Source organism: Allobosea sp. LjRoot90 (assembly GCF_964254315.1).
Classification (GTDB): domain Bacteria; phylum Pseudomonadota; class Alphaproteobacteria; order Rhizobiales; family Beijerinckiaceae; genus Allobosea.
In genome coordinates, this window is sequence record NZ_CAXUTF020000006.1 from 104,996 (window position 1) to 121,169 (window position 16,174).

The 16,174-nt window shown below is 69.0% G+C and carries 9 protein-coding genes; 3 read left to right on the forward strand and 6 right to left on the reverse strand.

Annotated features, from left to right (window positions below; translation table 11 throughout):
• Positions 1-3 precede the first annotated feature (3 nt).
• Positions 4-1,200: a multidrug effflux MFS transporter gene (locus ACSQ3M_RS21175; protein WP_436152050.1), complete on the reverse strand. Its 1,197-nt coding sequence runs from the start codon at positions 1,198-1,200 to the stop codon at positions 4-6.
• A gap of 74 nt (positions 1,201-1,274) precedes the next feature.
• Complete coding sequence (locus tag ACSQ3M_RS21180) at positions 1,275-2,687, reverse strand: sodium:proton antiporter (RefSeq protein WP_436152051.1); 1,413 nt, start codon at positions 2,685-2,687, stop codon at positions 1,275-1,277.
• Positions 2,688-2,925: 238 nt separating this feature from the next.
• Here ACSQ3M_RS21180 and ACSQ3M_RS21185 point away from each other — a divergent pair, with 238 nt between their 5' ends.
• The gene (locus ACSQ3M_RS21185; protein WP_436152052.1) at positions 2,926-3,714 is read left to right on the forward strand and encodes a class II glutamine amidotransferase; all 789 of its coding nucleotides are present in this window, start codon (positions 2,926-2,928) and stop codon (positions 3,712-3,714) included.
• 43 nt (positions 3,715-3,757) lie between these two features.
• Positions 3,758-6,256 carry an ATP-dependent helicase HrpB gene (gene hrpB / locus ACSQ3M_RS21190; protein ID WP_436152053.1) on the forward strand — a complete coding sequence of 833 codons (2,499 nt, stop codon included), beginning with the start codon at positions 3,758-3,760 and terminating at the stop codon, positions 6,254-6,256.
• A gap of 4 nt (positions 6,257-6,260) precedes the next feature.
• Here the strand turns inward: hrpB and ACSQ3M_RS21195 are convergent, their stop codons facing one another.
• On the reverse strand, positions 6,261-8,408 hold the full coding sequence (locus ACSQ3M_RS21195) for a transglycosylase domain-containing protein (RefSeq protein WP_436152054.1): 2,148 nt from the start codon (positions 8,406-8,408) through the stop codon (positions 6,261-6,263).
• Between the two features lie 296 nt (positions 8,409-8,704).
• On the opposite strand from ACSQ3M_RS21195, the gene ACSQ3M_RS21200 reads away from it, so the two are divergent.
• A complete protein-coding gene (locus ACSQ3M_RS21200; protein ID WP_436152055.1) occupies positions 8,705-9,100 on the forward strand; it encodes a DoxX family protein in 396 nt (131 codons plus the stop codon).
• Between the two features lie 78 nt (positions 9,101-9,178).
• On the opposite strand, the gene trxA is transcribed toward ACSQ3M_RS21200, so the two are convergent.
• The 3 genes from trxA to addB form a co-directional block, all read right to left on the reverse strand.
• Positions 9,179-9,499, reverse strand: coding sequence for a thioredoxin (gene trxA / locus ACSQ3M_RS21205; protein WP_129159056.1), 321 nt, complete (start codon positions 9,497-9,499; stop codon positions 9,179-9,181).
• A gap of 88 nt (positions 9,500-9,587) precedes the next feature.
• Positions 9,588-13,073 carry a double-strand break repair helicase AddA gene (gene addA / locus ACSQ3M_RS21210; protein ID WP_436152056.1) on the reverse strand — a complete coding sequence of 1,162 codons (3,486 nt, stop codon included), beginning with the start codon at positions 13,071-13,073 and terminating at the stop codon, positions 9,588-9,590.
• Positions 13,070-16,174 carry a double-strand break repair protein AddB gene (gene addB / locus ACSQ3M_RS21215; protein ID WP_436152057.1) on the reverse strand — a complete coding sequence of 1,035 codons (3,105 nt, stop codon included), beginning with the start codon at positions 16,172-16,174 and terminating at the stop codon, positions 13,070-13,072. The genes addA and addB overlap by 4 nt, the downstream gene beginning before the upstream one ends.

Below are 16,174 nucleotides of genomic sequence, written 5' to 3' on the forward strand. Positions count from 1 at the left end.
GCCTCAGGCCTTGCCGGCTCGGATCCCGGCGCTGGCGTGGAAGAGGATGAGCGTCGCCACGCCGATCACCGACATCACGACGGGCAAGGGTAGCGCGCTGCCCTTGAGCAGATGGCCGACGAGCAGGCCGACGCAGGCTGCGAACAGCATCTGGCACAGACCGGTCAAGGACGAGGCCGCGCCTGCCCGCTCGGGGAACGGCATCATCGCCGCAGCCTGGGCCTGCGGCATGGTCAGGCCGATGCCGCAGGCATAGAGCGCCATCGGGCCGATGACGCCGAACGGCCCGCCGAAACCGGTCGTAACGCAAACCAGCATGGCGAGCCCGCCTGCGGCAAGGCAGGCGACGCCGAGCGCGATCACGCCATCGAGCCCGCGCCGTCCGACCAGACGCTGGGCGATGATCGTGCCGAGGATGAAGCCGAGCACGGCACAGCCGAAGGAAAGCCCGTAGGCCGGCGCCGACAGGCCGTAGACGCCCATCAGCACGAAGGAGGAACCCGAGATGAAGGCGAAGAGCCCGGCATAGGCGAGCGCGGTCAAGGCGACGTAGACCCGATAGGCCCGGTTCTGCAGCAGGAGCCTGTAACCGCGGATGATCGCGAGCGGGGAGAGGCCGTCCGGAGAGCGCTGGCGCAGCGTCTCCGGCATCACGGTCACGATAATCGCGAGCATCGCCAGCGCGAAGACGAGCGAAGCGAGGAAAGTCGAGCGCCAGCCGAAGGCGTTCTGCAGCACACCGCCGATGACGGGCGCGATCGCCGGGACGAGACCCATGATCATGCCCATGCGGGCGAGCTCGCGGCCGGCGCGAGGCCCTTCATAGAGGTCGCGCACCATGGCGCGGCCGAGCACGATCGGGCCGGACGCGCCGAGGGCCTGGGCAAAGCGCGCCCCAATCAGCGCGTCGATCGATGGCGCGAAGGTGCAGGCGAGCGTCGTCGCGATGAACAGGCATAGGCCGATCATCAGCACCGGCCGGCGGCCGAGCCGGTCGGAGAGCGGACCCCAGATGACCTGGCCGGCGGCATAACCGAACAGGAAAGCCGAGAGCGTCGCCTGCGCGCCGGCGAAATCCGTTCCCATCACCCGCGCGATCTCGGGCAGCGAAGGCAAATAGAAATCGGTCGAAAGCGGGCCGAGCGCCGTCAGCATGGCGAGGACGGCGGTCATCGCCAGCGTGTCAGGGCGCAGGGGCATGGTTCGGCGGCTCTCGGTCGGGGCCGCCGGTTTATGTCGCCGCTGCCAGCCTGTCGAGGCGGTGGTGCGGACGGTCAGCGGAAGAAGATCAGCGTCTCAAGCAGGAAGAGCGGGATCAGGATTGCGCCGGACCAGAGCATGTAGCCGAAGAAGCTCGGCATCGCGACCTTCCGGTCCTTGGCGATGGCATAGACCATGAAGTTGGGCGCATTGCCGATATAGGAGTTAGCGCCCATGAACACGGCGCCGGCCGAGATCGCGGTCAGCGTCAGCGCTCCGGTCGTCATAAGCGCCTTGGCGTCGCCGCCGGCGAGCTCGAAGAAGACGAGATAGGTCGGGGCGTTGTCGAGGAAGGAGGAGAGCGCGCCGGTCAGCCAGAAATAGGCTGTGTTGTTGGCGCTGCCGTCGGCATTGCTGACGAGCGCGACCAGCGGCGCGAAGGCGCCATTCTTCCCCGCCTGCAACATCGCCAGCACCGGGATGATGCAGGCGAAGATGCCAGCGAAGAGCTTGGCGACCTCCTTGATCGGCCCCCAGCTGAACTCGTTGCCGGCGCGCACCGGCTTCGGCGTCAGAACGAGCGACAGCCCTGCGAGCGCCAGCAAGGCGAGGTCACGCACAAGGTTCTGCCATTCCACGGCGATGCCGTGGATGGTGAAGGCGACACCGGGCTTCCAGCTCGCCGACATCAGGATGGCGAGGATGACGCCGCCGAGCAGGAGGATATTGACCTTGCCGAACAGCTTGATGGCACGGTCCGGCGTCGGGTCGCGCAGCGGCGGGTAATTCTCCTCCTTGCGGAAGAACCAGCTGTCGAGCGCGTAGAACACAGCAAGCAGGACCGCGACCGCAAACAGCGTCTCCGGCAGCAGATGCGTCGTCGTCCAGAAGAAGGAGACGCCGCGCAGGAAGCCGAGGAAGAGCGGCGGGTCGCCGAGCGGCGTCAGCGAGCCGCCGATATTCGAGACCAGGAAGATGAAGAAAACGACGACATGGACGTTGAAGCGCCGGGCGTCATTGGCCCGCAGCACCGGGCGAATCATGATGATCGAGGCGCCGGTCGTGCCGACGAAGCTCGCCATCAGCGTGCCGATCGCAAGCAGCACGGTGTTCGTCGCCGGCGTGCCGTGCAGGTTGCCGGTGATCAGGATGCCGCCGGCGATGGTGAAGAGCGCGAAGAGCAGGATGATGAAGGGGACGTATTCGAGCAGCGCGGTGTGCAGCAATGCGCCCAGCGCCGGATCGAAGCCGCGGAACAGGAGGAGCGGCACGACGACCAGCACGGCCCAGAAGGCGGCGAACTTGCCATAGTTCAGCTCCCAGAAATGCGGGAACAGCACCGGGCCGAGCGCGATCGAGAGCAGCATGCCGGCGAAAGGCAGCGCCCAGGCGACGCCCATGGTCGCGCCACCGATGTCGCCGGCGGCGAAAGCGGCCTGAGGAATGAGGGTGAACAGGAGTGCCGCGCCGGCGAGTTTCGTCAGCATGAAAATCGGCCCCTTCCCTGCCCGCTTGCCGCGGGACATTGTCGTCACCCTATCGCGGCGACGGTTATAGCAAGGCTATGCGGCTCGCAACGACACAGGCTCTTGGGCTCTACAGTCGCCGCCCTCCAGCGAAGGAGAGCCGGATGAGCGGGCGAGAGATGAATCATTATGCCGGTATTCATTCTCGTGGAATAATCTTCTCTTGCGGCGTCCCGCCCGCAGCTGATTCGGGACCACCATGTGCCGTTTCCTCGCCTATGCCGGCGCCCCCGTCTTCCTCGAGGACTTCATCGCCTCGCCCTGCCACTCGCTGATCCACCAATCGCTGCATGCCGAGGAGGCCAAGACCGGCACCAATGGCGACGGCTTCGGCGTCGGCTGGTATGGCGAGCGGGAGGAGCCCGGCCAGTATCGCGAGATCAGGCCGGCCTGGTCGGACGAGAATCTGCTTTCGATCGCGCGTCTCGTGCGCTCGCATCTGTTCTTCGCGCATGTGCGCGCCGCCACCGGCACGGCGACGACGCGGGCGAACTGCCACCCCTTCGTCCATGGCCGGCACCTGTTCATGCATAACGGCCAGATCGGCGGCTATGCCCTGATCAGGCGCAGGCTCGAGAGCCTGATCCCGGACGCGCTTTACGGCGCCCGCGTCGGCACCACCGATTCCGAGGCGCTGTTCCTGCTGGCGCTGGCGCGCATCGCCGAGGGCGCAGCGCCCGGCGATGCGCTTGCGGGAGCCTTGGGTGACGCGCTGGCGCTGATGCAGGAGGCCGGCGTGCGCGAGCCCCTGCGCTGCGCCGCCGCGCTCGCCGATGGCGAAACGATCCATGCCGTGCGCTGGTCCTCCGACTCAAAGCCGCCGACGCTCTATCTCTGCGATCGCGGCGATGCGGTGATCATCGCCTCCGAGCCGGTCGATGCCGCCCGCGAGTGCTGGCAGGCGCTGCCCTGCAACACGCTGGTTTCGGCCAAGGCCGGCGCGGTCAGCCTGACGCCGTTCGCGGTGGGGCTGAAGCAGGCCGCCTGAGCCGACTTGCACCGCGCTGCCGCCTGCGCCACATCGCAGGCCCATGCGTGCCTTCGACACAGCCTTACCGATCGACGCGGTTCTCGACGCTCTCGCGGCATCCCTGCGCGAGCGGCCGAACGCCGTGCTCGTCGCGCCGCCCGGCGCCGGCAAGACGACGCGCGTGCCGCTCGCCCTGCTCGATGAGCCCTGGACCAGCGGTGGCAAGCTGATCGTGCTGGAGCCGCGGCGGCTGGCGGCGCGCGGCGCCGCCAACCGTATGGCACAGACGCTCGGCGAGCGTGTCGGCGAGACGGTCGGCCTGCGCGTTCGGCTCGGCTCGAAGATCGGGCCGAAGACGCGGATCGAGGTCGTCACCGAGGGCGTCTTCGCCCGGATGATTCTCGATGATCCCACGCTCGAAGGCATCGCCGCCGTGCTGTTCGACGAGTTTCACGAACGTTCGCTCGATGCCGATTTCGGACTGGCGCTGGCGCTCGATGCACAGGCCGGCCTGCGCGAGGACCTGCGCATTCTCGTCATGTCGGCGACGCTGGACGGCGCGCGGGTCGCCAGGCTCCTCGGCGGCGCCCCGGTGATCGAGAGCGAGGGCAGAGCCCATCCGGTCGAGACGCGCTATCTCGGCCGCGATCCGTTGAAGCGGATCGAGGATCAGGTCACCGAGGCCGTACTGCTGGCGCTGAACGAGCAGAGCGGTTCGCTGCTCGTCTTCCTGCCCGGCCAGGGTGAGATTCGCAGGGTCGAGGAACGCCTGCGCGAGAAGGTCCGCGATCCCGCGATCGAGATCGCGCCGCTCTATGGTGCGCTCGACCAGTCGGAACAGGACCGCGCCGTGCTGCCGGCGCCCAAGGCCAGGCGCAAGGTCGTGCTCGCCACGTCGATCGCCGAGACCTCGCTGACGATCGAGGGCGTGCGCGTCGTGATCGATTCCGGGCTTGCCCGCGTACCGCTCTACGAGCCCGATATCGGCGTAACCCGTCTCGTCACCCAACGCGCCAGCCGGGCGGCTTCCGACCAGCGCCGCGGCCGCGCCGGCCGTACCGAGCCCGGCATCTGCTACCGGCTCTGGGAGGAGGCGGGCAACGGCGCGCTCGAAGCCTTCGCCCGGCCGGAGATCCTGTCGGCCGATCTCGCCCCGCTGCTGCTCGACTGCGCCGCCTGGGGCGTCACCGATCCGACTACGCTCAGCTTTCTTGACCCGCCGCCGGCGCCGGCGCTGAAGGAGGCACGGGCGCTGCTTAATGATCTCGACGCGCTCGCGCCCGACGGCCGCATCACGGATGGCGGCAAGGCGCTGCAGGCGCTGCCGCTGCCACCGCGGCTCGCGCATATGGTCGTCGGCGCGGCACATCATCGCCAGGCCGAGCCGGCCGCCTTGCTGGCGGCGCTGCTGGTCGAGCGCGGGCTCGGCGGCGATGCGATCGACCTCGCCGAGCGGCTGGAACGTTTCGGGCGCGAGCGCGGCGGCCGTGCCGGCGACATGCGCCGCCTCGCCGAAGGCTGGGCCCGGCAGGCGGCCGGCAAGGTGCCGGCAGGCGAGGAGCAGGCGCTCTCGCCCGGGTTCCTGCTGGCCCTCGCTTTTCCCGATCGCGTCGCCAAGGCGCGCCAGCCCGGTTCCGGGCAATACCTGCTTGCCAATGGCCGGGGCGCGGCGCTTGAGCCCGGCCAGAGGCTGGCGCGCGAGCCCTATCTCGTCGTCGGCGAGATGACGGGAAGCGCGCAGCAGGCCCGCATCCTCAGCGCCACTGCGATCAGCGAGGCCGAGATCGCCGCGCTCGCCGCCTCCGGACTGATCCGGATCGCCCTGTCGGAACGCAACGAGACCGTGTTCGACCGGCAGGCACGGGCGCTGCGGGCCCGCGCGGCGCGCAAATACGGTGCGCTGGTGCTGGCCGAGCGACCTTTGCCGGTCGAGGCTTCGGCGGAGAATGCCGAGGTACTGGCGAAGGGGATCGCCGCGCTTGGGGTTGAGGCGCTGCCCTGGAGCAAAGGCCAGCAGCAGGTGCGCGAGCGCGTCGCCTTCCTGCGGGTGGCCGAAGGGGCAGATGCCGGCTGGCCAGATCTCTCCGATACCGGCCTCGCCGAGGGCGTCACCGAGTGGCTGGCGCCACATATCCTTGGGCGAAGCTCGCTATCGGCGATCACTGCGGGCGACCTCGACGCGGCGCTCTCTACCTTGCTGCCCTGGGAACTGAAGCGCCGGCTCGACGTGGAGGCACCGACGCATTTTGCGGCGCCGACCGGCTCGCAACTCGCGGTCGACTATGGCGCCGAGGCCGGGCCGACGATCTCGGTCCGGGTGCAGGAGCTCTACGGGCTGGCGCAGCACCCTTCGCTCGCCGGCGGGCGCGTGCCGCTGGTGCTGGAGCTGCTGTCGCCCGCGCACCGGCCGATCCAGGTGACGCGCGACCTGCCGGGCTTCTGGCGCGGCTCCTGGGCAGCGGTGAAGGCCGAGATGAAGGGGCGCTATCCGCGCCATCCCTGGCCGGACGACCCCGCAGCAGCGGCGCCGACGACCCGCGCCAAGCCGCGCGGGACGTAAGGCATCAGCCGCCGAACAGACGCTCGAAGAAATTCTTCTCCTGCGGCGCCGGCGGCGTCCAGGCGCGGTCGCCGGTGGCGGCCTGCTGGGTCCGCGGCGAGGGCGCGACGCCGGCGACCGGCTCGCCGGTGTCGAAGATCGACTTCGGCGCCGACTGCCAGAGCCCGCCCGGCAGCTGCACCGGCTGCTGACCGGCATGGGCTGCCTTCATGTACTTGCCCCAGATCTCGGCCGGCAGGCCAGCGCCGGTGACACGCTTCATCGTCGAGTTGTCGTCATTGCCGACCCAGACGGCCGTGACGAGGCGCCCGGTGAAGCCGACGAACCAGGCGTCGCGATAATCCTGCGTCGTGCCCGACTTGCCGCCGACCTCCCAGCCGGGAAGGTTGACCTTGCTGCCGGTGCCGCCCGTCATCACCGCGTGGAACATCGAATTCATCATCGAGAGCGTCTGCGGCTGGATCACCGGGCCGAAATTGTTCGCTTTGCGGGCGTAGACGACCTTGCCGCTCGTCGACCTGACCTCGCGGATCACATAGGGGAGCACCGACTGGCCGCCATTAGAAAAGGTGGCATAGGCGGCGGTCATTTCGAGCGGCGTCACTTCCGACGTGCCGAGCGACAGCGACGGATTGGCCTGCAGTGACGAGTTGATGCCGAGGCGCTGGGCCGTGCGCACGACCTCGCGCGGCGTCACCTCCTGGATCAGGCGGGCAACGACCGTGTTGAGCGAATGCGCGAAGGCGGTCTGCAGCGTGACCGGGCCGCGGAAGGTCCGGGAGAAGTTCTCCGGCTCCCAGCCCTTGATCGAGACCGGGGAATCGTCGCGGATCGTATCCGGCGTCATGCCTTTCTCGATCGCGGTGAGATAGACGAAGGGCTTGAAGGACGAGCCCGGCTGGCGGTGCGCGGCGGTGGCACGGTTGAACTGGCTCTTGGTGTAGTCGCGCCCGCCGATCAGCGCGCGGATCGCCCCGTCCGGCGCCAGCGAGACCACCGCGCCTTGCGAGGCGTTGAGCTTGGCTCCCTGCGCTGCGAGCGCTTCGACCAGGATCGTCTCCGCCGAGCTCTGCAGCTTGGTGTCGACCGTGGTCAGCACGGTGACGTCGCCTTCGATCGCGCCGATGAAGTCGTCGAGCACGTCCATGACATAGTCGGCGGCGTAGTTGACCGAGCCGGCCCCGACGCGCTCGGGCACCTCGGCCGGCGTGCCGAGCGCTGTCTTGGCCGAGGCCTGCGAGATCAGGCCCTGATCGGCCATGGCGGCGACGACGAGCTGGGCGCGCTTCTCGGCCGCTTCGGGGTTGCGGTTGGGCGCAAGCCGCGACGGCGCCTGGACGAGGCCGGCGAGCATGGCGGCTTCGGCGATCGACACCGAACGCGCCGACTTGTTGAAATAGCGCTGCGCCGCCGCCTCGACGCCATAGGCGCCCGAGCCGAAATAGACGCGGTTGAGATAGAGCTCGAGGATCTGGTCCTTGGTGTAGGTCCGCTCCAGCCAGAGCGAGAGGATCGCTTCCTGGATCTTGCGCGCGGCGGTGCGCTCCTGGGTCAGGAACAGGTTCTTGGCGAGCTGCTGGGTCAGGGTCGAGCCACCCTGCACGCCGCCGCGCTTCGTCAGATTGTTGACGACGGCGCGGCTGAGGCCGATCGGGTCGATGCCGAAATGCTCGTAGAAGCGCTTGTCCTCGATCGCGACGAACGCCTTGGGCAGATAGGGCGGCACTTCGCCGATCGTGATCGTGCGCCCGCCGGTCTCGCCGCGATTGGCGAGCAGCGTGCCGTCGGCGGCGAGGATGGCGATGTTGGGCGGCCGCTTCGGCACGGTGAGCTGGTCGATCGGTGGCAATTGCGCAGCGTGATAGGCGACCACGCCGCCAAGCCCGAGCACGACCCAGAGGCCGAGCACGAAGCCCCAATAGACAATGCGACCGAAGAACGAGCCGCGCTTGCGGCGCTGCTTGCGGCCGCCCCGCGGCTCCGTCTTCTGGCGGCTCGGTTGCTGGCGCGGTGCCACCGGGTTCCTTCCTCCACGATAGGGACGGTCGTCCGCTGACAGGCGCAGATCACCGTCGTCGCGCTCGTAATCGTCGCGCGCACGCTCGAATGACGGCTCGCGCCGCTCTCCGCCTCGTTTTGACCGGTCGTTCATTCCGCCCCGTTCAGGCCCGCCACCGCGCTGCGAGACGCAGCCCGGCGATTTTCCAGACAGGATTCAAACATGGCGCTTTTAAGAGGTGGTTAAGCCCGATTCTGGCGATTTTTCTGCAATGGTGAACGGAGCTTCCCGCTGTTGCCGATTTGCCGCTCACCGGTTTTGCTGCATTGCAAACGAAAACGTGACTTGATCGGCCATTGCCGGCCGAAGACAAGCGCCGAGCGGCAGAAGGATTTCTTCGCCAGCAAACACAATTACTTAGACTAATTCAAACTGGACGGACCCCGCCCATGCAGGCTCTCAACTCATTGAATCGCTATGCGCCACAGGCGCTCGCGCTGCTGCGCATCGCGGCAGCGCTGATCTTCATCGCCCATGGCACGCAGAAGCTGTTCGGCTTCCCGGCCGCGCCGGCCAGCGGATTGCCGGCAATGTTCACGCTGTTCTGGTTCGGCGCGGTCCTCGAGGCCTTCGGCGGCCTGCTGATCCTGATCGGCCTGTGGACGCGCCCCGTCGCCTTCATCCTCGCGGGCGAGATGGCCTATGCCTACTGGATGTTCCATGCGCCGCGCAGCATCTATCCGCTGCTGAACAATGGCGACGCGGCGATCCTCTACTGCTTCGTCTTCTTCTACCTGGTCTTCGCCGGCGCGGGCGCCTGGGCACTCGACAACCGCTCGAAGTGACCGAAGCGACAGGCTGAAATGAAGAAGGCCCGCCCTCATCAAGGGCGGGCCTTTTTTTATTATTACGTCCGCTTCAGATCAGACCGCAGCCGATATCCAGCGCGAGAGATCGCTCTTGGGGGCAGCGCCAACTTTCTGCGAGGCCAGCTTGCCGTCCTTGAACAGCATCAGCGTCGGGATCGAGCGGATGCCGAACTGAGCCGGGATCTGCTGGTTCTCGTCGACATTCATCTTGACGATCTTGACCTTGCCGTTCATCTCGCCGGCGATCTCCTCGAGCGCCGGGCCGATCATCCGGCAGGGGCCGCACCACTCGGCCCAGAAATCCACAACCACCGGCTCGCTCGACTTCAGCACGTCGGCCTCGAAGCTCGCATCGGTCACTTTGATCGTCGCCATGGCTCATCGCCTTTCGATTCGCGCGCGGCAACAACGCCGCCATTCACCGCTGAAGCTATGAACGGGCGGGCACAGGGTCAAGGCTGGCTCACCTTCCGGTGAAGCGGGGCTGATCCGTCATATTCGCCAGGGTGGCGTCGAGCAGCTCGCCACCGGGCTCCAGCGGCTTCAGGCTCGCCGTATAGATCGCGATCGCCCTGATGCGGCGGCCGGGATAGATCTCGCCGATGAGCCGGCGATAGACCGCAAGCTGCGCCAGCGTCGAGGCGGGCAAGGCAGCCGCGTTCTCCGGCGGGCGGGCGGCCGTCTTGAAATCGGCGATTAGCACCTCGTCATCGCTGACGGCGAGCCGATCGATCCGGCCCTGCACTGGGCGCCTCATGCCATCAGCCATGGTGATCTCGCCCGCGAGCGGTACCTCGGCGAGGCAGCCCGGCCCGAACAGCCCGCCGAACTCCGGTGCGGCAATGAGCGCGAGCGCGTCCTCGACGATTCCGGCGCGACGCTCCTGCGGCAGCGAGCCGCCACGCGCCTCCGCCAGCGCATGGGCGGTGCTGGCGCGCCGTTCCGGCGGCACCTCCGGCAGGACCTGCAACAACAGATGCGCGAGCCGGCCGGCCGCTGCCGCTCCGGCGAGGAAAGGCCCGTCATGCGGGCGCTCCTGCGCATCGGCAGCGGCGAGCGCGCTCGAAGGGCGTAGCGGCGGCGTTGGCTCGGCCTCATCAGGAGCGGCACGCGTCAGCCAGTCCGGCGGCGTGGTCACGGCCACTGCCGTAACGCCCTCCTCGGCCTCGACCTCTCCCGGCTGCGAGACCATGAAGCGGCGGACTTCGCCGTCGCCATCGGGGGCCGGCACGTCCCGCAGCCAGGGCTCCGAGCCGGCGAGGCCTATCCCGGCCATGGCATACCAGGAGCCCTCGGGCGCCTCGCCCTTGGCTTGCGTGCCGCAGAGGATCAATCGCTCCTCGGCGCGGGTTAGCGCGACATAGAGCAGGCGGTGATGCTCCTCGATCATCTGCGCGACGACCGCGTCCTTGGCGCGCCGCATCGCCATGGGATCATCGGTCCGCTTCGTCGGCCAGACCGGCACCTGCGCGCCACGCGGCGGCGCGACCGCCATCAGCTTCGGCAAACGCCGCTCGCCCGGCGCTATCCCGAGATCGGCGAGGATGACGATCGGCGCCTCGAGCCCCTTCGAGCCGTGCACGGTCATCACGCGAACCTCACCAGCGCTGGCCGAAAGATCGCGCTTCACCTGCGTCGCCACCGCGCCGATATGGTGCAGGAAGCCGGCAAGCGAGGGGCCATAGCGGCGCTCATGATCGAGCGCGGCGCTCAAGAATGCGTCGAGCGCGTCGGCGGCTTCTGGGCCGAGGCGAGCTAGCGCAAGATTGCGGCCGCCGCCGGGGCCGAGCAGCCCGGCGAAGAAGCGGAACGGCCCGCAACGCCCGGCCTCCTCAGCGAGTTCGGTCAACCGTGCCTCGATCGCGGCATAACGCGGCTCGCTCTGCGCCGCCTGGCGGAAAGCCTCGCGCAGCGAGCCCTTTCGCTCCGGTGCGAGCCGCATCAGATCATCGTCGTCGAGGCCGAAAAGCGGCGTCTTCAGCGTGATTGCCAGCGAAAGGTCGTCCTGCGGCAGCAGGATTGTGCGCCCGAGTGCGACCAGGTCCTCGACCGCCGGATGGTCGGCCAGCGTCAGCCGGTCGCGGCCGGCGACGGGCACGCCGCGATCCTTCAGCGCCTTGACGATCGCCTCGAACAGCGCGCCGCGCTGGCGCAGCAGGATCATCACATCGCCCGGCTTGAACGGCCGGCCGATATCGTCGCGGCCGGCATCGCTCCAGCGCTTCAGCACATCGGCGATGCGAGCGGCGAGCTTGACCAGGCCCGAGCGGCGCTCGGGCGCATCGACCGGCGCCGTCCAGGCATCGGGCTTGTCGCCGGCATCATCGGCCGAGACCGGCCAGAGATCGACCGCGCCGATCGCCGCACGCTTGACCGTATCGTGCCGCTCGGGCCCGGCGCCGCCGTCGAAGACGAGGCCGCGCCAGTGCTCCCGTGGCGCGAACACCGCGTCGACCGCGCGCATGATGTCGGGCGCCGAACGGAAGGAGGTGGTGAGGCTGATCGGCTCGAAACGCTGGCCGGCCTCCTGGAGGCGCCGGCCGAGCAACCGCCTTTCCTCGCTGAAATGAGCGGGCGCCGCGCCCTGGAAGCCATAGATCGACTGCTTCTCGTCGCCGACCACGAAGACGGTGCGCGGTCGAACCAGCTCGCGCGCGCCCTCTCCGGCCGAGAACTCCTCGGCGAGGCGGCGCAGGATCGCCCATTGCGCCTCGCTGGTGTCCTGCGCCTCGTCGAGCAGGATGTGGTCGATGCCGGCGTCGAGCTTGTAGAGCGCCCAGGCCGGATCGACCCGGTCGAGCAGCGAGCGCGTCTTGGCAATCAGATCGTCATAGTCGAGCAGCGAACGCTGCGCCTTCAGCTTGCGGTAGGCGGCGAGGATATGCGTCACCAGCACGGCGAGCGCCGCGCTGCGCTCGCGCACGGCGACGGCGTTGAGCTGTTCGATGGCTTCGCCCAGGCAAGCTGCGACGGCGTCGAGCGCCGCGTCGAGATCGGCCGGCAGGGCGCTATTGCCCTTGCCGCGAAGACGCAAGTCGACGTGGCCCTTTTCGGTCAGCAGGCCTTCGCGGCAAACCGCGACAGAGTCGATGCTGGACGCCTTAGAGAGCGCAAACTTGATCGCAGCCGCGGCCTTGCCGCGTAGAACACCACCCGTCTCGAAAACCGCAAGCAGCTGCTGCAGATCGGGCACAGCAGGCAACTCCCCGCAGAAGCGCTCGCGAACCGTCTCCACCGTCAGCTCCGGCGCAATGCCAAGGAAGGCGGAGAGCCCTGTAACGATCTCCTCCGGCTTCCGCGCCCGCCCCTCCGCATCGCTGAATACGGCGCGCTGGTGCAGCGCCTCGCGCATGATCTGGTCGAAGGTGTCCTGCGCCGCGTGCTCGGCCATGAAGCGCAGCGCCCGCGCCTGCGGGCCGTCAGGATCGGCCTGCGCAGCGGCGAGCAGGTCGCGCCTGGCGTCGCGCATCAATTCGCTCTGGGCGAGGTCGTCGGCGACCTCGAAGCGCGGCGGGACGTTGGCCTCGAAAGGTGCGCTTTGCAGCACGCGGGTGCAGAAGGCGTGGATCGTCTCGATCTTCAGCCCGCCCGGCGTCTCCAGCGCCTGCGCGAACAGCCGCCGTGCCCGGCTGATGTCGCTCGCGGCCGGCAATTGGCCGGTCAGTGCCGACAGCGCCGCCCAGAGCACCGAATCGGACGCCACCGCCCAGACCGAGAGCGCCCGGAAAACCCGGTTCGACATATTGGCGGCGGCGGCCTTGGTATAGGTGATGCAGAGCATCCGGCCCGGCGCAACGCCGTCGAGCAGCAGGCGCAGCACGCGGTTGACCAGCACATGGGTCTTGCCCGAGCCGGCATTGGCCGAGACCCAGGCGCTGAGATCGGGCTCGGCCGCCAGCGCCTGCGCCCGGCTCGTCTGCGCGGGGATGGTCCAGCCGGACGGCGTCATGCCTCGTCTCCGGCATCACCGCCGAGATCGGGCGCCGCCGACCATTCCTTGACCCGGGCGAGCTGGTCATAGGGGCTGGCATATTTGATGTAGGCTGGTGCACGCCGCGACAGCCAGGGCTCGCGGCCGGCGCGCAGCACGGAAAGATGATCGAGCAACTGGGTGAGATGGCGGGCGGTGACGTCCGCCTGCGCCTCGTCCTTGAACGACAGCTTCTTGTCCTTCTCCCAGCTCTTCGGATCATGGTTGAGCCTGAGATACAGCAGCGCCTCGACCGGGCCGGGCAGGATGTCCGGGGAGAAACCGTGGCGCTGGGCGAGCTCGGCTTCCAGCGTCAATTGCGGGGCGAAGCCGAGACGGACCTGATCATCGCTCGGCGGCGCGCCGGTCTTGAAGTCGATGATGCGCAACGCGCCCTCGCGGGTGATCTCGACGCGGTCGGCCCGGCCGGTGAGCAGGACCGAGGAACCGTCCGCCAGCGGAAACTCGCCTTGCGTATCGCGTTCGACCGCGATGCGGGCGAGCCCGGGCCGCCGCCTTTCCTCCCAGCCGAGGAAATTCTGCGCGATCAGGAGGAAGCGCGGCCACCAGAAAGCGCGCACCTCCGGCGTCTCCTCATAGGCCAGGAAGAACCGCTCGCCGATCTCGATCAGGCTGCCGAGAGCGCCGGCCGGAATGTGCTCGGGATAGGTTTCGGCGAAGGTTCCGACGATGTCGTGCAGCAGCGAGCCACGATCGGTCGCGCCGGGGTCCTCGACCAGCTCCGGCAGGGCGTCGAGCCTGAGGATCTTGCGGGCGTAGAGCGCATAGGGGTCGCGATAGAGCGTCTCGACCTCGGTGACGCTGAACCGCTTCGGCTGCAGATGCGGCGCCGGATAGGGTTTTGGCCGCGGCACAGGCAGGAGATCGGCAGGTTTTCCGAGCAGCTGCGCCCAGGCGACCAGTTTCCGGCCTCGCGCTTCGGCAGCCGCCCAGGACTCGGCCGGCGCCACCGCCTTGAGCCGTTGCCAGAAGCGCGAGGGGATCGTCTCGGCCTCGCCGGCCTTGCGGGCGCGGGTCAGCGTCACCTTGCCGGCGAGCGCCGCCGCGACGAAGTCATGCGCGGTCTGGCCGATACGCCGTTCCGGCGGCGAAAGGCCAAGCTCGGCCCGCATCGGCCGGTTGATGAAGGAATCCGTCTCCGTCGCTGGCGGCCAGACGCTTTCGATCAGCCCTCCGAGCACGACATGCTCGGCCTCGAGCAGGCGCGCTTCGAGCAGTCCCCAGATCTTGACGCGGGGATGGCCGGGATCGCGGCGCTGCACGACCCGCTCGCCGATCAGCCCTTCGAGAATCGCGATCCAGTCCCGGGCGCGGCCCTCGCCCGGGGCTTCCGGCAGCGCCGCCTCGAGATCGTCGAACAGGGCGGCCAGCGCCTCGCCATCCGGCCCACGCCAGGCGAGGACGGCGCCGGTCTCGTCGCCGCTCAGTTTCTCGACCGCACGGCGGGCCTGCGCTGAGATCTCGCGCAATCCCGGTGCGGGACCCGCCAGCGCCGCGGCGAGCGGGGCGAGCGCGTCTTCAAGCGCGGCGAGCACCTCTTCGGCCGCACCGATATCCTCGTCCGTCAGCCGGCGACGCGGCCGCGGCGCATAGGTCGCTTCGCGCAAATCCGGCATCGCTTCGAAGGCGCGGCGCAAACCGGCGAAACCGGGGCCGACGGCCTCGCCGCGCCAGCAGCCGATCTCGAGCGCTGCCGCGCCCTGCTGCAGGCGTAGCTCGGGCAGGCCGAGCCGGCAGAGCGGGTGAGCCAGCAGCGCAACAAGGCTCGCCGGCGACAGCCCGCCCTCGACCGCATCGAGCGCCAGCCGAAGCAAAGCGCCCGCCGGCCAGCGGCCGAGCGGCAGGCCGGCGGAATCATCGGCCTGGATGCCCCAGCGCCGGAGCTCGACGGCGACGCGTTCGGCGAGGCCGCGATCCGGCGTGATCAGGGCGGCGCGTGCATCCGGTTCCTCCAGCGCCTCGCGCAAGGCAAGCGCCGCGGCGAGCGCCTCCTCGCGCTCATCCGCCGCCTCGACAATGCGCAGTCCGTCCAGCGCTCCGGCAGCGATCGGCGCGGCGCCGGCCCAGTCATCGGTGACCGAGGCGGGCAGGAGGGCCCGGCGCAACAGGTCGCGGCGGGTGTCCAATCCAGGCGAGGGCTCGGCAAGGGTGACGACCTCGTCGCGCTCGGCGCCGATCTCGTCGAGCAGGCGATGCAGCGCCGCCTGCGGATGCGAGGGCGCCGGCTCCTGAACGATAGCGCGCCAGGCCTGCTCGGAGAGGGCATCGTCTAGATCTGGCAAGACGACGGCGCCATTCGGCGCGCGGGCCAGCGCGGCGAGGAGGCGCGCCGTTGCCGGCACCGTGCCGGTTGAGCCCGCCGCGATCACCGGCCCGTGGAAATCGCCGGCAAGTAGTCTGTCGCGCTCGGCCGCGAGCATACGGTTGCGGAATTCGGCCGGGTCGCATTCGCCGCGCTGCTCGAGGATCGCCGGCCAGGCCTCGGCGATGATGTCGAGGAACCGGGCGTTGAATTGCCAGATTTCGTCGAAACGGGCGGCGTCGAGCCCCTTCAGCCGTGCCGGCGAGACGCCTTCGGTCTGCAGCTGGTCGAGCAAATGAGCGAGATCGCCGGCGAGCCCCCAGGCCTCGGCCAGCGTCGCCGGCATCAGTGCGGGCTCGGCCGGGTCGAGCTTGAGATGCTGCCGGTTCGCTGTCCGCCCCCAGGCCGAGATCAGCGTCGTCAGGATGAAGCGACGGCGCAAGGGATCGATCGGCGCGGTCCGCTCCAGCGCCAAGGCATCGCTCGCGCCGGCGATCAGCGCCGTCTCGGCCTCGTCAACGTCGCCGAGTGGGACGATACGCGGCAACAGCAGCGGCCGGCCGCCGAGTTTTTCCGCAAGCACCGCGGAGAAGGCGCGGGCAGCGCGGCGCGTCGGCAGATAAAGCGTGGTGCGCGAGAGGGCAGTGGGATCGATCGGGTCGAACGCTCGGCCGAAGCGCCCGGCGATCAACGCCTCGGCGAGCACGGAGAGGAAGGGTGCGCCGGCCGGGATGCTGAACAGGTTGAGCCCGGCCAT